Origin of the sequence: Methylobacterium sp. E-025, from assembly GCF_022829705.1 — a bacterium.
GTDB lineage: Bacteria > Pseudomonadota > Alphaproteobacteria > Rhizobiales > Beijerinckiaceae > Methylobacterium.
In genome coordinates this window covers 335,019-360,760 of the sequence record NZ_JAKSYR010000102.1, presented here as the reverse complement: position 1 = coordinate 360,760, position 25,742 = coordinate 335,019, and the positions used below count along the sequence as shown (strand labels likewise).

Sequence of the window (25,742 nt, the reverse complement as noted above, 5' to 3'; positions counted from 1 at the left end):
GATGTGCGCGCCGCCTCGGCGCGCGTCTCCCTCCCCCCCTTGCGGGAAAGGGTACCTTGCGCAGCAGGGGGGGAGGGGGAGCCCGTGCTTTCGTCGTTCCGAAGCCCGATCAAGCGGCTATTCCTCGCTTCGGCGGATGCAGCGCCACGTAGGTCAGCCGGGCCGGCGAGTAGCCGGTGGCGCGGTGCAGGTCGTCGAAGGCGTGCGCGTGGGCGATGCCGGCTGCGGCCTCGCGGGCGAGCGGGTCGTCGGCCGGCTGCTCGAAGCTGCGGCCGTTGCGCTGCCAGCGGATCGGCTCGGCCCTGACGCGCCGAGCCTCGTCGCGCCCAGCCTCGTCACGCAAGGTCTCGATCATCGCGATGGTGGGATGCGCCGGGCCGCCATGGGCATGGATGCGATGGCCGGCGGCGTCGTCGTCGAACAGAAGGCGGGTGAGGCCCAGGCGCCTCGCCTCGATCACCCGCCGCCCCTGCGAGACGTGGTCGTCGAAGAACGCGACCGTCGTCGCCGCATCGAGCTGAGACCAGTCGGCCGTCGACCAGTCGGCGGTGCTGTAATGCGCTCCCGGGTCGCGATAATGCAGGTTCGACAGGTCCGGATCGTGGCAATGGATCGTCGCGTCCGGGCAGGCCTGCCGGATCACCCAGGTGGTGAGCCCGCGGAAGACCCCGGACTCGATGACCGTGGCCGGCGCCAGCGCGCGCATCGCCACGTAGAGCTGGAGCGCGCCGTTGAATCCGCTGCCGCCGCGGCGCTGGCGCACCGGCGCCGTCGGGATCAGCGTCCAGAACCGCCGCACCGCCGCGGGCACGTCGAGGCCGGTCGCGATGCCCGACGCGGCGAGGTCGCGCTGCAGGCTGTCGGCCGCTGAGCCGAGCAACTGGTCGACCTCGCGCGGCGAGGTCGGGCGGTGCGACCAGTCGGGGGCGGCGGGCACGAGGTCGTAGCCGAGCCGGTCGAAGAACGGCGCCAGCACGCGGCGGCGGAGCCGTTCCAGCGTGCGGGAGGGGCGGGGCGTGCTCATGCGGCCCGCCGCGCATCGGCTGCGCCGTGGCGGACGTGGTAGCCCGGCTCGATCTCGACCATATGGCCGGCCTCGTCGGGCGCCAGCCGGTAGGGCTCCGGCCAGCACCCCGGGTCGGAATGGTCGCCGGTGACCGCCGAGAAATCGAGCGGGTGGTCGAGGCTCGGGTCGGGCACCGCGGCGAGCAGCGCGCGGGTATAGGGATGGACCGGGTTGCGGAACAGGGCGGCCTTCGGGGCCTGCCCCACGATTCGCCCCCGGCACATCACCGCGATGGTATCCGCCATGTAGTCGATCACCGCGAGGTTGTGAGAGACGATGAGGTAGGTCAGGCCGAGCGCGGCCTGCAAGTCCTTCAGCAGGTTCAGGATCTGGGCCTGCACCGAGACGTCGAGCGCCGAGACGGGCTCGTCGAGCACCAGCACCTTCGGATCGAGGGCGAGCGCCCGGGCGATGCCGATGCGCTGGCGCTGGCCGCCGGAGAAGGCGTGCGGATAGCGCCCGAGCGCGCCGGCTTCGAGGCCGACCATCGCCATCAGCGCCTCGGCCCGCGCCCGGCGCTCGCGCCCGCCGATCCCGTGGATCTCCATCGGCTCGGTGAGGATCTGGCGCACGGTCATCCGCGGATCGAGCGAGGCGTAGGGGTCCTGGAACACGAACTGCACGGCGCGGCGGTAGGCGAACAGGTCGGCGCCGGCGAGGGCGTGGACGTCGCGCGGGCCGGTGCCGTCGTCGAACAGCACGCGGCCGGCATCGGGGGCGAGCGCGCGCATCACCATCTTCGAAACGGTGGTCTTGCCCGATCCGGATTCGCCGACGAGCCCGAGCGTCCTGCCGGGCACGAGGTCGAGCGACACGTCGGAGACCGCCCGCACGACCCGCGGCGGGCCGCCGAACCGCCCCGAGCGCAGGGTGAAGACCTTCGAGACCCCTTCGATGCGCAGGATCGGCCCGTCGATCGCCGCCGGCCTGCGTGCCGGCGGGATCACCGCCTTGGCCGGGCGGATCGGCGTCAAGCGCTCGCCCGGCGCCATGTCGAAGCGCGGCACGGCGTGGAGCAGCGCCTTGAGGTAGGGGTGGCCGGGGTCGCGCATGACCGCGCCGCGCGGGCCGGACTCGACGAGGCGGCCGCGATAGAGCACCGCCACGTCGTGGGCGACGTTGGCGACGACGCCGAGGTCGTGGGTGATCAGCAGGATCGCCATGCCGGTCTCGTCCTGCAGCCGGGTCAGCAGCGCGAGGATCTGGGCCTGGGTCGTCACGTCGAGGGCCGTCGTCGGCTCGTCGGCGACGAGCAGGGCGGGCTTGAGGATCAGCGCCATCGCGATCATCGCCCGCTGGCGCAGGCCACCGGAGAGCTCGAACGGATAGGTGTGCAGCGCCCGCGCCGGATCGGGGAAGCCGACGCGGGCGAAGGCGTCCCTGGCCTGCGCGTCGGCCTCGGCCCGGGTGGCGTTGCCGTGGATGCGCAGCGCCTCGCCGACCTGGTCGCCGATGGTGTGGAGCGGCGACAGGCAGGTCATCGGCTCCTGGAAGATCATCGCGATGCCGGCGCCGCGGATCGCGCGCATCGCCGGGCCGTCGGGGGGCAGCGCGGCGATGTCGGTTGCCCCGCGGCCGGTGTCGAACAGGATGCGGCCGGCGCTGATCGTGGCCACCCGGGGCAGGATGCGCAGGATCGCCTGCGCGGTCACCGACTTGCCCGAGCCGGATTCGCCGACGAGCGCCAGGGTCCGCCCGCGCATCACGTCGAGCGACAGGCCGTGCAGGGCGCGGAACGGCGCACCGTGTCCGCCAAAATCGACCTGCAGGTTCTGGATGGACAGGAGCGGGCTCAAGCGATCCTCGCAGGCGCGTCGGCCGGGCAAGTCCACCACGCCGGCACCGCCCCGTCCACCGCCGGCGGCCGGAACAGATGCCGCGGGTCGCAGAGCGTCACCGCCGGATGCCGGAACAGGATCGCGAACAGGGCGCCGAGGAAGTCCCAGATCGCTTCGTCGTGGGCGAGGTGGTGAGTAAGCAGCCCGACCGGCCGATCGTTTCTCTCCGCGATGGTCCGGCACAGGGTGTCGATCAGCCGTGCGGGATCGACGAGCGAGCGCGTGCCGCGCCAGTCGATCGGGTCGATTGCGACGTCGGCCCGCATCAGGCCGGGCACCGCCGCTCCGGGCACCGACGACAGCCCGCGATAGCCCAGCGCCGGAAGGGCGGCGGCGATTTCGGGGGCGAGGCGGTTCCACGGCGGCACGAACACCGGCAGGAGCCGGTCCGCCGGAAGCCGCGCGCGGGCGAGGCTCAGGCCTTCCGCGGCGTCCGCGATCGCGAGCGGCAGGGGACGGTCGGCGCCGAACTCCGATGGTTTGCTGCCGGGTGCGGCGTGATCGGTGTGGGCCAGTCCGTGCACGGCGAGGCTGACGCGTGGCGCGTCGGCGAGACGCTCGCCGAGGGACGGCTCGATGCCTGCCGGGATCGCCGCGACGAGCAGCGGGGACGCGAAGGTGTCCGAGAGGTCGAGCAGGCGGTCCAGGGCGGGCGTCGCGGCGACGGCATCGTCGTCTCGCCACCAGATCGGCACGCGGCGGCCGTGCGCGCCGGACTCGTCGAGGACGGCGCGCAGGCGGTCGAGCGGGGTCTTCTCCGCACGGGCGCTCCGTTTCTTCGCGGCGAGGAGAGTTTCGACGATGGCGACCGTGCGCCGTGCGCCGTCGAGCGCGATGCCGTGATCTGCCGGGATCGGCGCTCCGGCTGCAGACGCGATGGCGTCGAGCAGCGTCGCCGCGGAAAGTGCGTCCTCGGGCACGATCCGGGCCAGGCCGCGGGCGGCGAGGTGCTGGGCACGCAGGCTCTGCTCGGTCTCGGCGCCTGCCGCGAACGGCACCAGCACGGCGGGCGTCCGGGTGGCGAGGAGATCCACCGCGGTGTTGTAGCCGCAGGCGCTCACCGACACCGCAGCCCGCGCCAGAAGCGCGCGATAATCCGGCTGCGCCCGCGTCAGGACGCCGTCGGCCAGCCTCGCGCGCATGGCATCGATCTCGGCCTGCGCGATGCCGTGGCCGGCAAGGATGCGCCAGCCGAGGTCCGGCCTCCGCCGCGCCGCGTCCGCGGCGGCGCGGCAGAGGCCGAGCCCGACCGCGCTCGACCCGGCCGAGACCAGGACGCCCGCGCGGGCATCCGCATCCTCGATCGGCGCCGCGTCCTCGTCGACGTAGCCGGTGTATCGCAGCTTGGCGCGCAGACCCTCGTCCACCGGCCAGGAGGCGTCGAGGGCGACGAGATCGGGGTCGCCGTGCACCAGCACCGCGTCGTAGATCTCGGCCAAGCGCGCATGCGCGGTGCGGATCTTCCGCGGCTTCTCCGGCGAGACGAGCACGTCGCGGATCGACGCGAGGATCAGCGGTCGCGGGCGCCGCACGGATGCCGCCTCGACGAGGTCGAGGAACTCGGCTTCGAGCGCGCGGCGGCCGAACGGGAACAGCTCGGTGATCACCACGTCCGGAGCCGTCTCGGCCAGCGCCCGCCGAAGCAGCGCCCGGCGTGCCGCGAGCAGGTCCGCGCCGGCCGCGTGCCCGTCCGCGCCGAGAAGCCATGTGAAGGCGGTGCCGACGATGTGCAGCGGCGGCAGTTGCACGAGGCGGAGGCCGTCGAGCCGCACCATCGGCGCAGGGCCGCCGCCCGAGACCAGGGTCACCGCATGGCCCGAGGCGGCGAAGGCGCGGCCGATCGCGGCGGCGCGGGTCAAGTGACCGGCGCCGAGGAGATGCGTGACGGCGATCAGCACCCGCATGCGCAGGCCTCCGCCGCTCGCTCGGGCGCCGATGCGGGACGCGGCGGCGCGATTCCCGCCGACGCGGCGAGCCGCCCGCCGATCAGGTCGATGCCGGCATCGAGCGAGAAATCCCGCAGCAGGCGCGCGCGGGCGGCGTCCGCGAAGCGTCGGCGCCGAACCGGATCGCCGGCGAGCCGCAGGATCGCCGCGGACAACGCCGCGGGATCGCCCGGCGCGACCAGGCATCCCTCGACGCCGTCGGTGACGAATTCCGGCGTGCCCGCGAAGGCGGTCGCGAGGATCGGCAGCCCCTGCGAGGCGGCCTCCATCAGCACGTTGGGCAGGCCGTCGCGGTCGCCGGACGGCGCAGGCTTGGTCGGCAGCACGAAAAGGTCGGCCGCCCGCATCGCCGCGATCACCGCCGGCTGGGCCAGGGCGCCCCGGAAGGCGACGCGGCCGCCGAGCCCGCGCTCCGCGACGCGGGCTTTCAGGTCCTCCCGAAGCTCGCCGCCGCCGATCAGGTCGAGGCGCCAATGCAGGTCCGGCGGCAGGGCCGCCAGCGCGTCGATCAGGTCGTCGTGCCCCTTCTTGGCGACGAGCCGGCCGACGCTGAGGATCCGAATCGGATCCTGCGCATCTGTGCCGTCACGCGGCGGTCGGAGGGGCGGCGCCGGAAAGCGGGCGAGATCGAGGCCGTGATAGGCCAGCGCGACGGAGCCGGCTTCCGCTGCCGCCCGACCTGCCGACACCGCCCGCAGGCGGCCGAGGCCATCGCGGGTGCAGGTCACCCCCCAGGCCGCGTCGGAGAGCTTGTCGGACAGCTCGCGGTCCGGCGTCGTCCAGATGTCCTTGGCGTGCGCGGAAAAGCTCCAGCTTCGCTCCGTCAGGAGCGCGGCGTAGCGCGCGACGCTGGCCGGCGTGTGGAGGAAATGCGCGTGCAGGTGGCGGACCGCCTCGGGCAGCTCCCGCGCCAGCACCAGAGCCTGCCCGAGGCGGCGGATGCGCGAGGCCGTTGGGTCGTGCAGGAAATCCGTGGCGAATTGGAGCGCCAGCGCGACGAAGCGCCGGCGGCGGAGGCCCCAGGCCAGCCCGCGCAGCACCCGCAGGGGCGCCTCGTGCAGGTATTCGGGGAGGTAAGCCACCGGCGCCGCGATCGCGTCGTGTATCGGATGGCGGCTCGCGTCGGTCGGGCGGCGCAGCGACCAGATCGCCAGCGCGAGGCCGCGGCCCTCGAGCGCCAGGATCTCCTGCGCGATGAAGGTCTCCGACAATCGCGGATAGCCCTTCAGCACGATCGCGATGCGCGCCTCGCTCACGGCCTGTCACCGAGGGCGAGGACGGGTCCGCCAGCGTTCAGCACGCGGACGCGCTCGGCGATCCGGTCGAGGCCGCCGAGCAGGTCGGGGATCCGCGCGCGCGACGGAGGCGCCTGGTCCGGCAGGGCCCGGAGCGCCGCCGCCATGCGCATGGGGTCGCGCCCGTCCGACTCCAGCACGGTGCGGGCGAGGCCGAGGCCTTCGGCGGCCACCGCGCGGATCTCCTGCTCGCGCCGCGGCGTGGTGCGCGGCACCAGCACCGCCGGCTTGTCGAAGGACAGGATCTCGCAGAACGTGTTGTAGCCGCCCATCGCCACGACGCCCGACGCCTTCTCCATCAGCAGCTCGATCTCGCTGTCGAAGGTGATCGCGGAGAGCCGGCCCGGCAGCCGCGCGATCCGGCCCAGGAATACCGCCCGGCTCTTCGAGGCGAGGAAGGGTCCGAAGGCGATCAGCGCGGGAAGCGGGATCGCGGGATCGGCCTCGTAGGCCGAGATCACCCAGTCGATCAGCCCGTCGCCGTCGCCACCGCCGCCGGGGGTGACCAGGATGAACGGCTCGGCTGCGACGCCAGGCTCGGCCCGGTCCGGTCGGGGGCGCGGCGCGGCGCGGTGGAGATAGCCGGTATAGGTCGTCCGATCCGAGAATTCCGCACCCACGGGAAGCGCCGCCAGCGGCCGGTGGATGCGCGCGAGGCCGTAGATCCAGATCTCGTCGTAGAACCGGCGGACCGCCTCCGAGGCGCCCTTGCGCTCCCATTCCGGCACGAGGCGGTCGGGGTCGTCGAGGACGTCGCGCAGGCCCAGCACCACGCGGCAGCCGCGGGCGCGCAGGTGCTCCAGGGTCGGAAGCATCTCGCCGTGGAAGCCCGTCGGCTCCTTATCGACGATCACCAGGTTCGGCCGGAAGTCGCGGGCGGTGCGCAGGACGATGTCGGCGCGCCGGGCGACCGTCTCCTGCAGCGACGCCTGCGGGTCGAGCCCGGCATAGCTGCCGTCGGCGCGCTTGGTGACGCCGGGCACGCGCACGGAGGAGACGCCGCGGGCGAAGGCGAAGCGGGCGACCACCGTCGAGCCGGAGACGATCATCGCCTCGACCTCGCCGGTGCCGGCCAGCGCGTTCGCGATGGTGCGCGAGCGGCGCAGGTGCCCGAGCCCGAACGTGTCGTGGCTGTAGATCAGGACGCGGCTCGGGCGCATCACGGTCTCATCCTCGAACGCCCCCTCGCGCCGCCGCCATCCGCGCCCCGGCACGCGCAGCGCATGCAGGTGCAGCGTCGCAGCCGGTCTGCGGTCGCACAAGCCGGGCCGCCGTGACAATGCCTCGCGTGGGGCGACACCGCATTCCGGAGTGACGGAGGCCCGAGGCTGTGAGTCCGCGCACGCTCGGGCTTCGCCTTTTCGTTGCACGATGACATGCGTGTGACGCGCGGGCTCGCGAGAGGGTATGGGAGCCGGAACGGGGGCCGGGGACGGGCGATGCGGGATCTGGAGCCGACGCTGTTCGGCTATATCTGGCGACATTCGAAGCGCGACCAGTTCGCGATCTGCGCCGTCGTGCTCGCATCGCTGCCGTTCTACTTCGCCTCGCTCGACCTGCCGAAGCGCATCGTCAACGACGCCATCTCCGGCAAGGCGTTCAAGGGCGGGCGCGAGACCGTCGACTTCCTCGACCTCATCATCCACTGGCCCGGCTGGCTCGGCGGCGAGCAGGAGGTGCTGTTCTCCGGCTTCGAGGTCGACCGCACCGGGCTGCTGTTCGGGCTCTCCGGGCTGTTCCTGACCCTCGTGCTGATCAACGGCGCGTTCAAGTTCTGGATCAACCTCAGCAAGGGCGTGCTCGGCGAGCGCATGCTGCGGCGCCTGCGCTTCGAGCTGTTCTCGCTGATGCTCCGCTTCACCCCGGACACGACGCGCGAGGTGAAGTCGTCGGAGACGGCGACCATCATCCGCGACGAGGTCGAGCCGATCGGCGCCTTCATCGGCGACGCGATCGTGGTGCCGTGCTTCCTCGGCACGCAGGCGGCGACCGCGCTGATCTTCATCCTGATGCAGAACCTGTGGCTCGGGCTCGTCGCCGGCTCGATCGTCCTCGTGCAGATCGTGGTGATCCCGCGCCTGCGCCGCGAGATCATCCGCTTGAGCCGGAAGCGCCAGATCGCGTCGCGGAGCTTCGCCGGCCGGGTCGGCGAGGTGCTGGACGGGCTCGAGGCGGTCACCGTCAACGACACCGGGCGCTGGGAGCGTGCCGAGATCGGCGGGCGGCTGTTCAGCCTCTACGACCTGCGCCTGCGGATCTACCGGCGCAAGTTCCTAGTGAAGTACCTGAACAACCTGCTCGCGCAGGTGACGCCCTTCCTCTTCTATGCGATCGGCGGCCTGTTCGCGCTGCGCGGTGAGCTCGACATCGGCCAGCTCGTGGCCGTGCTGGCCGCCTATCGCGACCTGCCGCCGCCGCTCAAGGAGCTGATCGACTGGGACCAGCAGCGCCTCGACGTCGAGGTGAAGTACGAGACCGTCGCCGCCCACTTCGCGCCGCACCGGCTGCGGCCGTCCGAGCCGGAGGGCCAGGGCCTGGTCCGGCCCCTCGGCGGCCCGCTCGAGCTGGACGGCGTCAGCCTCAAGGATCCCCTCGGCGGCCCGGCGCTCGAGCTCGGGGCCGTCAGCCTGCCGATGCCGGTGCAGGCCGCGATCCTCGCCCCCGCGGGCGGCCTCGGCCACGTGGTCGCGCGGCTCGTCGCCGGGCTGCAGGCGCCGCAGGGCGGAACGGTGCGGATCGGCGGCGCGGACGTCGCCACGCTGCCGCAGGCCCGCCGGGCCCGCGCGCTCGCTTATGCCGGCCCGGAGCCGGTTCTGTTTCCCGGCACGATCCGCGACAATCTCGCCTACGGCCTGCGCCGGCGCCCGGTGATCCGCGACGACGCCGGCAGCCCGGAGCGTGCGCGGCGCCGGCGCGCGGAAGCGCGGCGGACCGGAAACCCGGTCGAGGATGCGAGCGATCCCTGGATCGACTACGCCGCCCTGGGCCTGGCGGACGCCGCCGCCCTCGACGCGCGAATGCTCGACCTGCTGCAGCGCCTCGGGATGGGCGACGACCTCTACCGCTTCGGCCTCAGCGCCTACAGCTTGGTGCACCACGAGTCCGAGCCCGGGCGTCGGGTCGTCGCCGCGCGCCGGCACCTGCAGCAGCACTTCGCGGCCGCGGGCATGGCCGACCTCGTGATCCCGTTCGATCCGCGCCGCTACAACGAGCAGGCGACGATCGCGGAGAACCTCCTGTTCGGCGTGCCGACCGTTCCGGAACTGACCGGGCGCAACCTCGCGTCCGAACCGCGCTTCCGCGCTGCCCTCGACAAGCTGTTCCTGCTCGACGACCTCGCCCGGATGGGCGTGGCGATCGCCCGGAACCTGGTCGACATCTTCCGCGACGTGCCACCGGGCCATCCGCTGTTCCGCAGGTTTTCGCTGATCGCGCCGGACGAGCTGCCGGTCTTCGAGCAGCGGCTCTCGGCCCTCGGTGCCGACGAGGCGCCGCCGGCGGCCGACAACGAGGCGTTCCTCGCCCTCGCCCTGGCCTACGTCGAGCCGCGCCAGCGGCTCGGCCTCCTCGATGCGCCTTATCGGGCGCGGCTGGTGGCGGCGCGCTACACGGTCCGCGAGGCGCTTCGACGGGAGGACGGCACCGAGGACGTCGAGCCCTACGATCCCGAGCGGATCAACCGGCACAGCTCGATCCTCGATGCGCTGCTCTTCGGCCGGATCAACACCGCGCGGATGCACGGCGAAGCCGAGATCCAACGCCAGGTCCGCCTCGTCGTGCAGGAGTTCGACCTGGAACGCCGCATCCGCCTGCGCGGGCTGGATTTCCCCGTCGGCAACCGCGGCCGCCTGCTCACCCCGCGTCAGCAGGCGCTCGTCGACCTCGCCCGCGCGATCCTGCGGCGGCCGGAGATCCTGGTGGTCGACGGAACGATCCCGCATCTCGACGGCGGCGCATCGGCCCTGATCGCGGCCGTCACCAGCGGCGGGCCGCAGATCAGCCTCGTCGCGGTCGCGGCGACGGAAGCCGAGGCGGCGCCGTTCCCGGTTCGTCTGCGCTTCGACACGACCGGTGCGGTCCGCGTCGAGACCGCGCCGGAGCCGGAGGTCTCGGTGCCGACCGCGCGTTCGGCCTGAGGCGGCGCGTGAAACGCCGGCTTTCTGCCTGGAATTTCCGTGTTGGAAACCGATTCTGCACTGTCGTCTCGACAAAATGCCGAAAAAGCGTCATGGAATACGGTACGCGTCCGCGCGTTCCTGTCCAAATCCAAGAGAATCATACGCCGCATGTTGCGCAGCCGTGTGCGACGGTCCTTTACCGTCGAGGTCAAGTCGAAGAACCGCCACTCCCTGTCCTGGCCGGATGATCCTACCCCGGCGCCCCTGAACTGGGCCGCGCTCGATCCGGCGCCCGAGACGCCGTCGCCGTTCGATACGGTCTGGCCCGACCAGGCCGCCGCCCCCGCGCCGCCGGTGCCGGCGGAGAAGCCTCGGCGAATCCTGCAGAGCCTGATCGTGGCGGAGCCCGAGCCCGAGGTGGCCGAACCCGTGATCGAGCGCGAGCTTCGGCTTCCGCGCGTGAAGCGGGTGAAGCCTCCGCAGATGCTGTCCGAAAGCCCGCGCTCCGAAGCCGGCCGTTCGGATCAGGCACGATCCGAAATGGTGCGCCCCGATGCGATCTGGTCGTTCGCCGACATCGCGGACGCGTCCTCGGAGCCGGCCGTCGCTGCCCCGACGATCCCGGCTCCGCCGGTGACCGCCGTCGCTCCGGTCGCCGCAGCGCCTGTCGTGATGCGCAGGCCGACGAAGTCGCGATCGACCGAACCCGCCCTCGCGCCGGGCCAGCGCTGGAAGCGGCGCCTGCCGCGCTCCTGCCGCTAGCCGACGTTCGTGCGAGCCGGGCGCCAGCTCGCTCCATGCGACGGCACCCGTCGCACGAACGTCCTATGATCCGGGGATCCTGGTTGCGGCCAGGCGCGGGGCGTCAGGCCGCCCGGCGCACGGCGTAGCGATAGCGGCGCCCCTCCGCGTCGAGCAGCTCGCTGTCGGAGGTCTCGCGCCAGACCACGTCGTCCTCGGGCCGCGCCGCATCGGTCAGCTCGGTGCCGCGCACGATGCTGAGCGCGATGCCGAAACCGTAATTGGTCGCCGTCGCCTCGGTGATGGCCGAGCCGATGTCGGCCTCGTCCGGCAGGCAGGCGAACAGGACGCCGTCGGCGATGGCGAGCGTGTAGGTTCCCATGGCGCGCTCCGCGGTTTTCGAAGCGCCGGACCGTATGAGCTGTTTCCGGCCGTGGAAGGGCGAGGGGTGGGATGCTGCAATGCGGCGGGCGGCGGTCGCCCGCGGGAGCCGCATCGATCCCCCGAACGCAGGTGCGGAATGTCACGCTGCCGGCTTCGGCCGCGCACGCGATCGTGTAGACCGTCGTCGCCCGACCCCATGATCGCCGAACGCCGCGCACGCCCATGACGGACCCGCTTCTCGACCGGCTCACCGACATCCTCGGACCCGACGGCCTCGTCGTCGGCGACGAGCTCGCGAGCCGACCCGCGAGCTGGACCCGTGCCGACGAGCCTTGCGCCGCGGCCGCGCTCGTCCGCCCCCGCAGCACCGAGCACGTCTCGGCGGTGCTCGCCGCCTGCCACGCGGCGGGGCGCGCCGTCGTCCCGCGCGGCGGCGCCACCGGCCTCGTCGACGGCATCCTCTGCGCGCCCGGGGACATCGCCCTGTCGCTCGAGCGCATGACCGGGATCGAGGCGCTCGATCCCTTGGCGATGACGATGGTGGTCCGCACCGGCACCACGCTCGAGGCGGTGCAGGCGGCGGCGGAAGTGGCGGACCTGTTCTTTCCCCTCGATCTCGGAGCCCGCGGCTCGGCGACGATCGGCGGCACGATCAGCACCAATGCCGGCGGCCTGCGGGTGCTGCGCTACGGGATGATGCGCGAGATGGTGCTCGGCCTCGAAGCGGTGCTCGCCGACGGCACGATCGTCTCGTCGATGCGGCCGCTGATCAAGAACAACACCGGGCTCGACTTGAAGCAGCTCTTCGTCGGCACGGAGGGGACGCTCGGCGTCGTCACCCGCGCGGTGCTGCGCCTGCGCCCGGCGCCGGCCGGCTACGCCACCGCGCTCGTCGCCTGCGCCGACGTGAACGCCGCCGCCGCCATTCTCGCCCGCGCGCAGCGGGCGTTCCAGGGTCGGGTGTCGTCCTTCGAGGGCATGTGGCCCGACTTCTACCGGACGATGACCGCGCCCGGCCGCTTCATCCCGCCGCTCCCCCGGGAGCACCCGTACTACGCGCTGATCGAGGTCGAGTGCGTGCCCGAGGAGGAACCGCGCTTCTTGAGCCTGCTCGAGACCCTGATGGCCGAGGCGGTCGTGCACGATGCCGTGGTCTCGGCGTCCGAGGAGCAGCGCCGCGCGCTGTGGCGCATCCGCGACCGCGTCGAGATGCTGGTCGAGGCCGGGCTCGGCCGCCCGTTCGACGTCAGCGTGCCGCTCTCGGCCATGGCCGGCTACGTCGCCGAGGCGCGCGCGCGGATCGCCGCGATCCACCCGGACGCGGCCAGCGTCGCCTACGGGCATGTCGGCGACAACAACATTCACTGGAACACCGCGCGCCTGCCGGACCCCGCCCTCGAAGCAGAGGTCGAGGCGGCGATCTACGAGCCGCTCGCCGCGCTTCAAGGCTCGGTCTCGGCCGAGCACGGCATCGGGCTGGAGAAGCGCGGCAAGCTCGGGCTCTCGCGCTCGACCGCCGAGATCGCGACGATGCGCGCGGTCAAGCGCGCGCTCGACCCGAGGAACATCCTCAATCCCGGCAAGATTCTCGCGAACCCCGCCGGGTGACGGGCCTCAGAACCCGACGCGGTCGCCGCCCTTCAGCGACAGCATCTCGCGGGCATCGTCCGGCGTCGCGACCTCGAGCCCCAGCCCTTCGATGATCCGGCGGACCTGGGCGACCTGCTCGGCGTTCGACTGCGCGAGCCGGCCCGGGCCTGCCCAGAGGCTGTCCTCGAGCCCGACGCGGACGTTGCCGCCCATCGCCGCCGCCATCGCCGCGATGTTCATCTGATTGCGCCCGGCGCCCAGCACCGACCAGTGGTACTGGTCACCGAACAGCCGATCGGCGGTACGCTTCATGTGCATCACGTCGTCCGGGTGCGAGCCGATGCCGCCCTGCAACCCGAACACGGTCTGGATGAACAGCGGCGCCTTCACCAGGCCGCGGTCGAAGAAGTATTTGAGATTGTAGAGGTGGGCGGTGTCGTAGCACTCGAACTCGAATCGTGTGTCGTTGCCGGCGCAGGTGGTGAGGATGTGCTCGATCTGCCCGAACGAGTTGCGGAAGATGATGTCCTTGTTGGCCAGATACGTCCGCTCCCATTCGTGCTCGAGATCCTTGAAGCGGTCGAGCATCCCGAACAGGCCGAAGTTCATCGAGCCGAGGTTGAGCGAGGCGATCTCCGGCTTGAAGGTCGCGGCCGGGCGCACGCGCTCCTCGATGATCATCGTCGGCGCGCCGCCGGTGGTGATGTTCACCACGCAGCTCGAGCGCTGCTTGATGACGGGCAGGAACTTGGCGAAGGCCTCCGGCGTCTGGTCGGGCTCGCCGGTTTGCGGGTTGCGGGCGTGCAGGTGGACGATGGCCGCGCCCGCCTCCGCTGCGCCGATTGCGGCGTCGGCGATCTCCTCCGGCGTCACCGGCAGGTAGGGCGACATGCTCGGCGTATGGATCGCGCCGGTGACGGCGCAGGTGATGATGACTTTTCGCGCGCGCGCCATGGCAGCGTCCGTCCCTGTCTGTTCGCGGACCGCTCCGGGCCCTTCGCTGCGATGGTAGCGCTGCCGCCCCGTGCGGGCCAAGCCTCGCTGAGCAAGCCTCGCTGAGCAAGCCTCGCCGAGCCGAGCGAGGGGATCGGCCCGCACTCAAGCCGGGCGCGATCCGGCCGCCGGCCGTCTCAGCCGGCGCCAGCCCATCGCCACGCCCGAGCCCGCGATCACCGATCCGGCCGCGAGCAGCAGCAGCATGACCCCGTCCCAGGCGGGGCGGTGGCGCAGGAGGATGCCGAGATCGAGGGTGTGCAGCAGGTCGAAGCCCCAGCGCTCGACGCGGCCCGACCGGTCGAGCCGGTTCAGGATCTCGCCGGTCTCGGGATCGATGTGGAACCACGTCGCCGCCGGGTCGTCGAACACCACCCGGAGCACCGGCAGGCGCCGGGCGCGGTGGTGCGAGGTCCAGTAGAAGTCCTCGCGCTCGAGCCGAGAGGTCGTCATCGATCGAGCCTCCGGGACCAGGCGGCGCGCGGCGGCGTCCAGCCGGTCGGGCGCGACCGGCGCCGTTCCGCAGCAGGCGATCTCCCGTCCGTCGCGGCAGGCGATCACCGCGAGCGGCGCACCGCCGAGCCAGGTGAACCGCACCTCCGCCGCGTCCGTGCAGGCGCGCTGGCGGATCGCGGCGCGGTCGAGCCCGGTGCGGGCGCCGGGTGCGTCGGCGTAGCGTTCGAGCATCGCCTGCGACGGGCTGAAGGAGGAGAACCAGCGGTTCGGGTTCATCGAGAGCCAGCCGCTGACGATGAAGCTCAACAGCGCGAGCCCGCCGATCAGGCCGCCGAGATGATGCCAGCGCGCGAGGCCGCGATAGGGCGTCACCGCGCCGGAGCGATAGCGTCGGGCGATCCGCATCCGCAGGAGCCCGAGCACGAACCCGGTGACGGCCCCGACCATCGCGATCCCCGAGACCCACACGATCACCGTGCGCCACAGCGCCGCCTGCGCCCGCAGCGGCGCGACGTAGAGCCAGTGCGGGACGGCGCCGAACCAGTTCCAGAACCGCTCGTGCGCCGTGGTGTCGAGCACCACGACACCGGTCAGCTGCGAGACGTAGAGCTCGGTGCCGTCCGCATCGCCGAGCGCGATGCGGTGGAGCGGGCGCACCGCATCGTAGCGCTGGTGCACCGTCCACAGATCGTAGGCGAGCGTGTCGCGGTAGGCCGGGCGCAGGCTGCGCGGATCGTGGCCGGCGATAGCGAGGGCCTCGTCCGGTGACGCGGGGCCGATCGCCCGGCCGTCGACCGCGGAGACGGCGCGGCGGGACCCGTCCCAACGCGCGACCTGGTAGACCGGCTCGGCCCCCCGCATCGACAGGCTCAGCGCCCGGGGAAAGCCGGGCTCGTCGGCCAATGCCGCGTCCGGCGAGACCCGCACCGCGTCCCAGGCGATCGCGGGCAGCCCGGCCCGGCGCTCGGGCTCGGTCAGCGACGGGTAGGCGACGTACATCATCACCACGCCGCTCACGAACCACGTCGTGAAGAACAGCCCCGTGACGATGCCGAGCCAGCGATGGCCGAGATGCAGCCACCGCTTCCCCGTCTTGCCGAGCTTAGCGAGCTTGGCGAGCATGCGCGCTGCGGAGGCCATCTCAGAACGCCGTCGTGAAGGCGACCTCCAACGAGCGCGGGCGCCCGAGGAGCCAGTTTTTGCCGACCCCGTCCACCGCGTTTCCGCTGATCGCGTAGACCTTGTCGAACAGGTTGAAGACGCGGAAGGACAGGCGCGAGGCCGGCGTGACCTGATGGTCGAGGCCGAGGTTGACCAGCCCGTAGGCCGGGCGTCGCGCGGTGTTGCCGAAATCGCTGAACACCTCGCCGACGTACTGGAACCCGACCCGTGCTTCCCAGGTCGGCGCGAAGGCGTAATTGAGCCAGAGGTTGGCGACCCGCTCGGGCACGTCGATCGGCCGGTTGCCGGCGTACGAAATCGTCGCGCCGTTCACGGCCTGGTCGAAGGAATCGTACTGCGCGTGCAGCAGGGCGAGGTTCGCGTCGACCCGCCAGAGCGGCGTGACCTGCAGCGAGAGCGCCGCCTCGACCCCGTAGGAGGATTGCCGGCCGACCTGCGTCGAGACGTTCGGCTGGCCCGGCACCGCCGAGATCAGGTTGTCCTTGACGATGCGGTAGCCGGCGAGCGTCCACTCGCCTCGGCCGTCCCAGAACACGCCCTTGGCGCCGAGCTCGACCTGCTCGCCGGTGGAGAGCTTGAAGCCGGCCAGCGATTGCGACAGCGTGATCAGGCTGTTCACCGGGTCCGTGGCGGTGGCGACCTGCGCATAGAGCGCGGTGTCCGGCGTCGGGTTGAACACCAGCCCGAAGCGGTAGCCGAGGCCCTGGAAGGACTTCTCGAACTGCGCGTTGCTCATCAGGTTCTCGCGCTGCAGGGTCGAGGCGTCGAACCGGACGCCGGACAGGAACGAGAGCTGGTCGGTGAGGATCAGCCGGTCCTCGGCGAAGACCGAGGCCTGGTCTGTGCTCGTCGCGTAGGCCGGGCTGGCGCGGCCGTTCAGCGGGAACGAGCCCGGGTCGTAATCCGTCAGCGGGACGCTGGTGACGAGGCCCGATCCGACGGTCGAGAAGTTGTTGGTGTGCCGAAAATCGATGTGGTTCACGTCGAAGCCGGCCAGGAACTCGTTGCGGAAGCCGAACAGCGTGCCCTTGAACGCGGCGTCGAACCGGTTCCCGAGCTGTTCCTGCTGGTGGTAGATTTCGGTGTAGTCGCTCCGGTCGACCAATCGCGTCGATCGGTTGAAGCTGTAGGTCTCGACGTCGAGCCAGTGGCGCCTGCTCTGCAGCCGGTAGGCGGTGTTGCGCACCGTGATGTCGGCGGTGGGCGTCCACTCCGTCTTGAGCTGGGTCCAGTTGTCCGCCCAGGTGATCTTGGCGTCGCGGACGTTGTAGTTCTTGAACCGGATGAAATCCGGGATGCGCCCGTCAACCAGCGGCGTGCCCCAGTAGCGCGCCGGCTCCTGATAGCCGAGGTCGTGGCTCAGGGTGAAGGCGAGGTCGGGCGTGGCCTGGAGCAGGATCGCGCCCGAGACCGCGAGGTTGCGGAAGTCGCCGTCCGGGCTGATCCAGCCGCCGGCGCGGTTGCCGCTGACGTTGAGGCGATAGGCCACCGCGTCGCCGATCGGGCCGCCGGAATCGAGGGCGAGCCGCGCGATCCCGTCCGATCCGACGCCGGCCCGCACCACGTTGATGGGCATGAAGGTCGGCTTCTTCGTCACCACGTTGATGACGCCGCCGATCGCCCCGTCGCCGTAGAGCACGGAGGCCGGCCCGCGCAGCACCTCGATGCGCTCGACGTTCCAGGTGTCGAACGGGAAGGTCACCGTGTTGGCGCCGACGAACAGCCGCGTGCCGTCGTAGAGCTGCTGGATCGAGTTCGGCCCCGAGAACCCGCGGCTGGTGAAGGCGCCGTTGCCGTTGCCCGGCGAGGCGATGGTGGTGATGCCGGTGGCGTTCTGCGTCACGGCGTCCGCGATCGTGTCCTGGCCGCGCAGCCGCGCGGTCTCGCCGGAGATGACGTCGACGCTGCCGGGGGTCTCCAGCGGCGTGAGGCCGAGGCGGCTCGCGCCGCGGTCGGGCGTGCGCAGGTTGAGGCCGACCGGCGCGGCGCGGCTCAAGCCGACGCCGTCGCCCGCGACCGTGAGGGTGTCGAGCACGACGCTCGCCGATTCGCCGGCGACCGGCTGCGCGCCGGCCTCTCGCGGCGCAGCGAGGATGACGAGCGCCGTGCCGGCGAGGAGCAGGCAGCGCGTCGCGCGCCCGAGGGAACGAGCGGTTTGCAGAAGAACGAGCATGGATCGGATTCGGCTCTATCGGCGCGACGCGACGGCCTGCCCGACCCTCGATCTACATCGAATGTAACAATGTTACAATTAGGCGATCGGCCGAACGCGGCTCGGCCGCCGGCGCACGGATGCCGGGCGGCTTCCTGTGCGTCGTTCGGCGCGGGTCTCGCGGTCGGCAAGGGCATGGAAGGGACGTGCGGACGCGTGTGGTGGCACGTCACCGCGAACGAGGCCGCCCCGCATGCGCCGCGCGGGCCCATGCGTCTCGACACCCGTCGAGGCACCCCGCCCGACGCGTTTCGCGTGTGACCACGACTGACGGCAGGTCTCCTGGCTCGCGGGTCGCTGCCCCTCATCGTCTTCCCAGGCGCCGTGACCCAGTGACGTGTTGATGGAGGCTCGCCGCTTACAGTTGCGGGGGCAGCCGCGGCATCGGAAAGGCTCCTCGGAGCCTCGTCCTCACCGCGTTCCCTTTTGATCCCCGAGGGGAACCGTCCCCGCCAAGTGGCTTCCGCGGTCCCGAAGAGTCAACGGCCGGAAGCACGCTCCTGTGAAGTGTGACCCGGCGGCGACAGCGACGGCGCGCACGGTGGCGCTAGGTCGAGACATGCGATCCGTCCTGCGCCGACGCCTCGACGACGACGCTCGGCGGCAAGGTTCCTCCGGCGCCGCCGAGGACGGAGCCGAGGTCGCCCGGCAGGGCGGTCTCCGCGGTCAGCTCCGCCGGCTCGCCGCCGGCCGCGTGCTCGTCCGCCACCAGGGCGACCGCGCCCGGTGCGATCAGGCCGAGGCTCGCCGCGTGCCGGGCGATGGCGGTGCTGTCGGCGGCGATGACGAGGTGGCTCCCGGCGGCCGCGACGACCTGCGCCAGCGCCTCGATCTCGCGTATGCGGTCGGCGTCCCGCGACACGTTGCGGATGTAGACCGCCTTCACCCGGCCCGGATGGTCGGCGACGAGCCGGCCGTAGACCTCCGGATCGTGCTGCCCGCTGTCGCCGATCAGCACGAAGGGCAGGTCGCGATACAGCGACAGCATGTGGACGATCAGGGCGCGCTTGTGATCCTCCGCCCGGCGGGGGAGGGGGTGCTTCCACGACAGGCCCCATTCGCGCAGGAACAGGATCGGGCCCACCGGGATGCCGTGGATCGTGAAGAACTCCGACAGCATCTCGTACAGGCCCCACGGCGCGCGCGAGACGTAGAGCATCGGGTTGGCCTCGATGCCGTCCGGGCCGACGTAGAGGGCCCGGTAGAGCGCGGCGACGCCGGGGAAGGCGACGCGGTTCTCGGCATCCTCCACGAACAGCCGCCACAGCATCTTGGCCTTGTTGGCGACGCCCGTGCGCATCACCGTGTCGTCGATGTCGCTGACGACGACGCAACCGGTGGCGCCCGGCGGCACGAACACCTGCCCCCGCGCCCGCACCGGCGGCTCCGCCTCGAGCGTGAGGTCGACGTCGTGCCAGCCATGGTCGCCCGCGGGCAACGCCTCCGGGCTGAGATGGACGCGGAAGTAGCCGTCGCGGTCGGTCTCGACCCGCGCCTGCGCGCCGCCGAAGCGGGCGGTGACGGCGGCGTCCTTCAGCGCCCGCCGCGCGATCCGCCGGGCGATGTCCCGCAGCTGCGCGCGCAGGCTCTCGTCGCCCGGTGCCGTATCGGGGTGGGATTGGCGGAAGATGCGGCCGATCAGGAAGATCTCGTCGGCGGAGCCGTAGCCGCGATAGGGCTCGATGACGATGCCGCCGCGCCCCTGCGCCCGGCGGACCGGGCGGGCGACGAGCTTCAGCGCCCGGACCGCGCCCTTCCTCCAACGCCGCAAACGCACTCCCATCGCCGATCGCCCGCTTCCGTCGCCTGAGCCGGTCAACGCCGCAAGCGGCGGATCGGAGCCCTCACGGCTGCACCTCCGGTGCGCCGTCGGGGCCGGAGGGCTCGTCCATCAGCGGATGCAGGTCGCGGACCATGCTCTTCAGGCGGTCGTCGAGGACGTGCGTGTAGATCTGCGTCGTCGAGATGTCGGCGTGGCCGAGCAGCTCCTGCACGATCCGCAGGTCGGCGCCGTTGTGCAGCAGGTGACTGGCGAAGGCGTGGCGCAGCACGTGCGGGCTGACCTTGTCGGCGCGCAGGCCCGCAGCCTCCGCCGCCGCCTTCAGGTCGCGGGCGAAGGCCTGCCGGGTGAGATGGCCGCTCTCGCTGTCGGCGGGAAACAGCCACGGCGCATCGCTCGGCGAGGCGGCGAGGTGCCGGCGCATCGCGTCGCGCGCCAGCTCGGTGAGCGGCACGAGCCGTTCGCGCCCACCCTTTCCCCGCACCACGAGGTAGCGCTCGCGGGTCGAGGCGGCCGAGCGCGGAAGCGCGATCAGCTCGGAGACGCGCAGGCCCGTGGCGTAGAGCAGCTCGAGCAGGCACAGCATCCGCTGCGCCCGCCGCGCCTGGCCCGGTGCCTCGGCCTCGACCGCCGCATCGATCTGTGCGCGCGCCGTCGCGAGCAGCCGGTCGACTTCGGCGACCGACAGCACCTTCGGCAGCGCGCGGCCGCGGCGCGGGCCGGTGAGCGGCGCGCTCGGATCGGATTCGGCCAGCCCTTCCGCGTAGAGGAACTTGTGGAAGCCGCGGATGCAGGAGAGCCGCCGGGCGGCGGAGGCCGGCTTCAGGCCACGCGGCTCGAGGGAGGCGACGTAGGCGCGGAGGTCCGCCGCCTCGATCTCGGCGAGGTCGAGGCCCTCGTCGGCGAGGTGACCGAAGTAGTCGTCGAGATCGCGCCGGTAGGCTTCGAGGGTGTTCTTCGCCGCTCCGCGCTCGGCGGCCAGCATGTCGAGGTAGGCCGCGATCTCGGGCGGCGTCCGCCGCTCGGCCTCGGGCGGACGCTCCTCCCTCACCGGCCGCCCGGCTGGAGCTTCGAGGCGGGGATGGTCACGCTCATTTCCCGCGGCGTCGGCGTCACGAAGGTCGCGAGCGCGAACATGCCGGCGAAGACGAGGCCGGCCAGGATCGCGAGGGTGGCGAAGAAACGGAATAGGGTCGGCACAGCGGTCGAACCTCGGGGCACGCGGACGCGATGGAGCAGGGCGCAGCGGGGACTTAAGTTTTGCGCCGCGGCGACCCGGGTTGCACCATGCCGCCGCCGCGCTGGCAAGGCCCGGAAGGCCACATCCTGCGCCCGTCTCGCCGCGACGATGGGCCGGCGCATCGGGCCGGCTCCATGCTGTCTCCGGGACCTTTCCGAGATTTCAGGGGGCGGCGGCCGCGGGCCCGACCGCATGGGTGATAACCCCGCAGACTTGGTATAAGACCCGGGACACCGCCGCACCCGCTTCCAGCCCCGTCGCCGACCCGCCCTTTGCCGTCCATGCCGAGCCCCGCCCGATGACCACGCCCGAGCCGATGGGCGATCCGATCGAAGCGCGCCTGCGCCGGGCCCTCGGCTCGCGCTCGATCGTGCTCGTGGGCCTGATGGGAGCGGGCAAGAGCACTGTCGGCCGCCGCCTCGCGAGCCGGCTCGGCCTGATCTTCAAGGACGCCGACATCGAGATCGAGGCGGCCGCGGGCCTGACCATCCCCGACATCTTCGCGATCTACGGCGAGCCGAGCTTTCGCGACGGCGAGGAGCGCGTGATCTCGCGCCTGCTGCGGGCGGGGCCGCTGGTCCTGGCCACCGGCGGCGGCGCGTTCATGCGCGAGTCGACCCGCGCGCGAATCGCGGAATCGGGCGTGTCGGTCTGGCTCAAGGCCGAGCTCGACGTGCTGATGCGGCGGGTGCGCAAGCGCGGCAACCGCCCGCTGCTCCAGACCGAGGATCCCGAGCGGACCATGCGCGACCTGATGGACCTGCGCCATCCGGTCTATGCCGCCTCCGACGTGACCGCGCTGTCCCGCGACGTCGCCCACGACCGCGTCGTGCAGGACGTGCTCGAAGCCCTCGACGCCTACCTCAACCCGCCGGACGAGAGCCGCGCGGTCGCCGCGCAGTGAAGCTGTCATGACCGAGCCCCTCGCCGTCCACGTCCCCCTCGACCGGGGCCGCGACTACGACATCCTGATCGGGCGCGGCCTCATCGCCGGCGCCGGCGCGCGCGTGGCGGCGCTGGGCGGCAAGGCGGCGGTGATCGTCAGCGACGAGACCGTCGCGGCGCTCTACGGCGACGCCCTGCGGAGGAGCCTGGAGGAAGCGGGCCTGCGCTCCGCACTCGTCGCGGTGGCGCCGGGCGAGGCCTCGAAATCCTACGCGACCTACGCGTCGGTCTGCGACGGCCTGCTCGCCCACAAGGTCGAGCGCGGCGACCTCGTGGTCGCCCTCGGCGGCGGCGTCGTCGGCGATCTCGCGGGCTTCGCCGCGGCGACCCTGCGGCGCGGCGTGCGCTTCGTGCAGGTGCCGACGAGCCTGCTCGCCCAGGTCGATTCCTCGGTCGGCGGCAAGACCGGGATCAATTCGCCGCTGGGCAAGAACCTGATCGGCGCCTTCCACCAGCCCCGCCTCGTGCTCGCCGACACCGCGACCCTCGACACGCTCTCGGAGCGCGAGATGCGGGCGGGCTACGCCGAGGTCGCCAAGTACGGGCTGATCGGCGATGCCGGCTTCTTCGACTGGTGCGAGGCCCATTGGCGCGGGATCTTCTCCGGCGGGCCGGAGCGCGACGAGGCGGTGGCGATCTGCTGCCGCGCCAAGGCCGGCGTCGTCGTCCGCGACGAGCGCGAGGACGGCGAGCGCGCCCTCTTGAATCTCGGCCACACCTTCGGCCACGCGCTGGAACGCCTCACCGGCTACGAGTCGGCCCGCCTCGTCCACGGCGAGGGCGTCGCGATCGGGCTGGCGCTGGCGTTCCGCTTCTCGGCCCGTCTCGGCCTGTGCGCGGGCCAGGATGCGGGCCGCGTCGCCAACCACCTCGCGCTCGCCGGCCTGCCGACCACCCTCCAGGCCGTGCTCGGCGGCTGCGGCGACGCCGACGCGCTGCTCGACGCGATGGCGCAGGACAAGAAGGTGAAGGACGGCGCGCTGACCTTCATCCTCGCCCGCGGCATCGGCCGGAGCTTCATCGCGCCGGGAATCGAGCGGGACGCGGTGCGCGCCTTCCTGCAGGACGAGCTGCGGGCCGGCTGAGCCCGACCCGCATTAACCGCGGCGGAACCTCGCGGCCCTATCGTCGCCGCGCTGGCGCTCGGCCAGGATGCGGGTCGGACCATGGGCGCGTCGCAGGGTGTCAGCGCGTCGGAGCGCTTCGCGGCCAGCCTGCGGGAACGTCTCGCCGACGATGCCGGCCTGCTCCGTTTCGCGCGCCTGGCCGCCGCGTTCCTGGTTCCGACGATCCTGGCGCTGGCCTACCTCGCCTTCGGCACCGGTCCCGATCCGCGCCACAACTGGCTCGGCGACGTGATGGGCAGCGATCTCGCCCAGGTCTGGGTGGTCGGCCGGACGTCGCTGGGCGGACGCGCGACGGAGGCCTACGACCTGCCGGTGCACCTTCAGAACCTCGCTGCGGCCTTCGGGCCGGAATGCCGGTTCGCGTGGCATTACCCGCCGGTGTTCCTTCTGGCGGCGTCCCCCCTCGCGTTGCTGAGCCCGCAAGGGGCCTTCCTCGTCTGGATCACCCTCTCGCTCGCGATCTTCGCCGCTGCGCTCCACCGTGCGACCGGGCGGCGCGACGCGGTGCTGATCGGGCTCGCGCACCCGCTGGTGCTCTGCAATCTCGCCTACGGCCAGAACGGCCTCGTCACCGCTGGATTGCTGACGCTCGGAGCGATGCTGGTCGACCGGCGGCCCTGGCTCGCCGGTCTCTGCTTCGGGCTCGTCGCCTACAAGCCGCAACTCGCAGCGCTGGCGCCGTTCCTGCTGCTCATGACGGGCCGCCGACAGGCGCTCGCCGCCTGCCTCGCCACGGCACTGGCCCTGTGTCTCGCCTCGGTCGTCCTGTTCGGGCTCGCGCCGTGGCAGGCCTTCGTCGCGAGCCTGTCGGAGACCAACCGGATCATCCTGCAGGAGGCCGGCGCCGGCCTCGATCTCAACGCCAGCGCCTTCGGCGCGGTCCGGCTGGCCGGCGGCTCGTTCGCGGCGGCCTGGACGCTGCAGATCGGCGCGAGCCTCGCGGCGCTCGCGGTCGCCTGGCGGGTCTGGGCCGGCAACGGCGACCTCGGCCTGCGCGCCGCGACGCTGCTCGCTGCGGCTCCGATGGTCTCGCCCTACGTGCCGGTCTACGACCTCGTCCCTCTGGTTCCGGCGACGATCCTCCTCGCGATCGCCGCCCACCGCGCCGGCGGCCTGCACGACCGTGAGCGGGCGTTGATGCTCGCCGCCCCCTTCGTCGCGCTGCTGCGCCCGGCGATGGCGGCGACGAGCCTCCCCTTCGGCTTCCTCCTCGGCCTCGCGACGCTCGCCTGCATCGCCGCGCGGGCGCTGCCGCGCCCCGTGCCGCGCCTGGGACCGGCGGTGCCGGCCAAATCCTGACCCTGCGCGCCCGGCGATAGGGCAATCCGGCGCCGAATCCCCTATGAGGGATGTCGCCGTCGCGCCTCGATCCCGAGCCTGCCGCGACGGCATGAGCTCGAAAACCCGGCGCGATGGAAACCCACACCGACCTCTGGCTGGCCGCGAGCATCGTCGTGATCTCGCTGCTGCTCTCGGCCTTCTTCGCGGGCGCGGAGACAGCCTTCACCGCCGCGTCCCGCGCGCGGATGCATTCCCTGGAGGAGGCGGGGGATGCGCGGGCGGGCATAGTCAACCGCATCCTGGCGATCCGCGAGCGCTTCATCGGCGCGATGCTGATCGGCTACAACATCGTCGCGATCGGCGCCTCCGCCTTCATGACGAGCGTGCTGACCGCGGTCTTCGGCAAGAGCGGCGTCATCTACGCCACCGTCGGCATGTCAGTGCTGGTGATCGTCTTCGCCGAGGTGCTGCCGAAGACGCTCGCCATCTCGAAGCCCGACAAGGCGGCCCTGATGATGGCCCGCCCCGTCGCCTTCGCGGTCGCGGTGATGGGCCCGGCGGCGCTCGCGATCGAGAGCCTGGTGCGGCTGATGCTGCGCCCGTTCGGCGTCACGATCGGCGACCACCAGTCGATCCTGTCGCCGACCGAGGAGATCCGCGGGCAGGTCGCGCTGCTGCACCGCGAGGGCGGGGTGGCCAAGGCCGAGCGCGACATGCTCGGCGGCCTGCTCGACCTCAACGACCTCTCGGTCTCCGAGGTGATGGTCCACCGCACCAAGATGCGGATCATCAACGCCGACCTGCCCTCCGAGGAGATCGTGCGCGAGGTGCTGGCCTCGCCCTACACACGGATGCCGCTGTGGCGCGGCACCACGGAGAACGTCGTCGGCGTGCTGCATGCCAAGGACCTGCTCCGGGCCCTCGACGCGGCCGGCGGCGACGCGTCCGGCCTCAAGGTCGAGGCGCTGGCGCTCGAGACCTGGTTCGTGCCGGACACCACCAGCCTGCGCGACCAGCTCAAGGCCTTCCTCTCGAAGAAGACCCACTTCGCCCTCGTCGTCGACGAGTACGGCGAGGTGATGGGCCTCATCACCCTGGAGGACATCCTCGAGGAGATCGTCGGCGACATCGCCGACGAGCACGACGTCACCGTCTCGGGCGTGCGGCCGCAGGGCGACGGCTCGGTCAACGCCGACGGCGGCGTGCCGATCCGCGACCTCAACCGGGCGATGGACTGGAACCTGCCGGACGAGGAGGCGACCACCATCGCCGGGCTCGTCATCCACGAGGCGCGCGCCATCCCCGACCAGGGAACCGCCTTCAACTTCCACGGCTTCCGCTTCCAGGTCCTGCGCAAGGCAAAGAATCGCATCACGACCCTGCGGATCACGCCGCTGGAGCCGACGGGGAGCAAGCGTGGCGACGGATGAAGGATTTGGCCCGTCATCTCGATAACCTATGTTACGGAGATTTGGTAGTAGCCAGGCCCGAAACAGGCGTTTAGATGTTGTTTATGCTCTAGTCTGATGTTGTGCTCAGTCTCGGGTG

The 25,742-nt window shown here is 72.0% G+C and carries 19 protein-coding genes and 1 riboswitch; of the genes, 7 read left to right on the top strand and 12 right to left on the bottom strand.

Translation table 11 applies throughout. The annotated features are described in order from the left end of the window. Window positions 1–109: 109 nt before the first annotated feature. Genes MKK64_RS13935 through MKK64_RS13915 form a run of 5 tightly spaced genes read right to left on the bottom strand, consistent with a single transcriptional unit; the run spans window position 110 to window position 7,305 of the window. Window positions 110–1,024: a hypothetical protein gene (locus MKK64_RS13935; RefSeq protein ID WP_243935508.1), complete on the bottom strand. Its 915-nt coding sequence runs from the start codon at window positions 1,022–1,024 to the stop codon at window positions 110–112. Beyond that, a complete protein-coding gene (locus MKK64_RS13930; RefSeq protein ID WP_243935506.1) occupies window positions 1,021–2,862 on the bottom strand; it encodes an ABC transporter ATP-binding protein in 1,842 nt (613 codons plus the stop codon). Before MKK64_RS13930 ends, MKK64_RS13935 begins: the two co-directional genes overlap by 4 nt. After that, entirely contained in the window at window positions 2,859–4,808 is a 1,950-nt protein-coding gene (locus MKK64_RS13925) for a glycosyltransferase (RefSeq protein ID WP_243935504.1), read from the bottom strand. The genes MKK64_RS13930 and MKK64_RS13925 overlap by 4 nt, the downstream gene beginning before the upstream one ends. Then, window positions 4,796–6,106 (bottom strand): glycosyltransferase, encoded by a 1,311-nt coding sequence (locus MKK64_RS13920; RefSeq protein WP_243935503.1) that lies wholly within the window; start codon window positions 6,104–6,106, stop codon window positions 4,796–4,798. Before MKK64_RS13920 ends, MKK64_RS13925 begins: the two co-directional genes overlap by 13 nt. Continuing rightward, window positions 6,103–7,305 carry a glycosyltransferase family protein gene (locus MKK64_RS13915; protein WP_243935502.1) on the bottom strand — a complete coding sequence of 401 codons (1,203 nt, stop codon included), beginning with the start codon at window positions 7,303–7,305 and terminating at the stop codon, window positions 6,103–6,105. Before MKK64_RS13915 ends, MKK64_RS13920 begins: the two co-directional genes overlap by 4 nt. Window positions 7,306–7,584: 279 nt before the next feature. On the opposite strand from MKK64_RS13915, the gene MKK64_RS13910 reads away from it, so the two are divergent. Together MKK64_RS13910 and MKK64_RS13905 are read left to right on the top strand one after the other, a co-directional pair. Then, a complete protein-coding gene (locus MKK64_RS13910) occupies window positions 7,585–10,281 on the top strand; it encodes an ABC transporter ATP-binding protein (protein ID WP_243935501.1) in 2,697 nt (898 codons plus the stop codon). A 42-nt stretch (window positions 10,282–10,323) separates the two neighbouring features. Further along, the gene (locus MKK64_RS13905; RefSeq protein WP_243935500.1) at window positions 10,324–11,025 is read left to right on the top strand and encodes a hypothetical protein; all 702 of its coding nucleotides are present in this window, start codon (window positions 10,324–10,326) and stop codon (window positions 11,023–11,025) included. Window positions 11,026–11,128: 103 nt separating this feature from the next. Here the strand turns inward: MKK64_RS13905 and MKK64_RS13900 are convergent, their stop codons facing one another. Continuing rightward, complete coding sequence (locus MKK64_RS13900; protein ID WP_147729370.1) at window positions 11,129–11,386, bottom strand: hypothetical protein; 258 nt, start codon at window positions 11,384–11,386, stop codon at window positions 11,129–11,131. Window positions 11,387–11,610: 224 nt separating this feature from the next. On the opposite strand from MKK64_RS13900, the gene MKK64_RS13895 reads away from it, so the two are divergent. Beyond that, entirely contained in the window at window positions 11,611–12,996 is a 1,386-nt protein-coding gene (locus MKK64_RS13895; protein WP_243935499.1) for an FAD-binding oxidoreductase, read from the top strand. 6 nt (window positions 12,997–13,002) lie between these two features. On the opposite strand, the gene MKK64_RS13890 is transcribed toward MKK64_RS13895, so the two are convergent. From MKK64_RS13890 to MKK64_RS28265, 6 genes are all read right to left on the bottom strand, one after another. Then, a complete protein-coding gene (locus tag MKK64_RS13890; protein WP_243935498.1) occupies window positions 13,003–13,932 on the bottom strand; it encodes a 3-keto-5-aminohexanoate cleavage protein in 930 nt (309 codons plus the stop codon). 144 nt (window positions 13,933–14,076) lie between these two features. Continuing rightward, window positions 14,077–15,567, bottom strand: a complete 1,491-nt coding sequence (locus tag MKK64_RS13885) for a PepSY domain-containing protein (RefSeq protein WP_243935497.1) — start codon at window positions 15,565–15,567, stop codon at window positions 14,077–14,079. Between the two features lies 1 nt (window position 15,568). After that, window positions 15,569–17,782, bottom strand: a complete 2,214-nt coding sequence (locus MKK64_RS13880; RefSeq protein ID WP_243935496.1) for a TonB-dependent receptor — start codon at window positions 17,780–17,782, stop codon at window positions 15,569–15,571. A 293-nt stretch (window positions 17,783–18,075) separates the two neighbouring features. Further along, window positions 18,076–18,284: riboswitch (cobalamin riboswitch) on the bottom strand. Between the two features lie 84 nt (window positions 18,285–18,368). After that, complete coding sequence (locus MKK64_RS13875; RefSeq protein WP_243935495.1) at window positions 18,369–19,604, bottom strand: App1 family protein; 1,236 nt, start codon at window positions 19,602–19,604, stop codon at window positions 18,369–18,371. Between the two features lie 61 nt (window positions 19,605–19,665). Further along, on the bottom strand, window positions 19,666–20,652 hold the full coding sequence (locus MKK64_RS13870) for a site-specific tyrosine recombinase XerD (RefSeq protein ID WP_313898914.1): 987 nt from the start codon (window positions 20,650–20,652) through the stop codon (window positions 19,666–19,668). Next, a complete protein-coding gene (locus MKK64_RS28265) occupies window positions 20,649–20,801 on the bottom strand; it encodes a histidine kinase (RefSeq protein WP_147730042.1) in 153 nt (50 codons plus the stop codon). The genes MKK64_RS13870 and MKK64_RS28265 overlap by 4 nt, the downstream gene beginning before the upstream one ends. A 338-nt stretch (window positions 20,802–21,139) precedes the next feature. On the opposite strand from MKK64_RS28265, the gene MKK64_RS13860 reads away from it, so the two are divergent. From MKK64_RS13860 to MKK64_RS13845, 4 genes are all read left to right on the top strand, one after another. Continuing rightward, window positions 21,140–21,745, top strand: a complete 606-nt coding sequence (locus MKK64_RS13860) for a shikimate kinase (RefSeq protein ID WP_147727186.1) — start codon at window positions 21,140–21,142, stop codon at window positions 21,743–21,745. Window positions 21,746–21,752: 7 nt separating this feature from the next. Further along, window positions 21,753–22,871 (top strand): 3-dehydroquinate synthase, encoded by a 1,119-nt coding sequence (gene aroB, locus MKK64_RS13855; RefSeq protein WP_243935494.1) that lies wholly within the window; start codon window positions 21,753–21,755, stop codon window positions 22,869–22,871. Window positions 22,872–22,952: 81 nt separating this feature from the next. After that, a complete protein-coding gene (locus MKK64_RS13850) occupies window positions 22,953–24,212 on the top strand; it encodes a glycosyltransferase family 87 protein (protein ID WP_243935493.1) in 1,260 nt (419 codons plus the stop codon). Window positions 24,213–24,325: 113 nt separating this feature from the next. Continuing rightward, window positions 24,326–25,624 (top strand): HlyC/CorC family transporter, encoded by a 1,299-nt coding sequence (locus MKK64_RS13845; protein WP_147841603.1) that lies wholly within the window; start codon window positions 24,326–24,328, stop codon window positions 25,622–25,624. Window positions 25,625–25,742 lie beyond the last annotated feature (118 nt).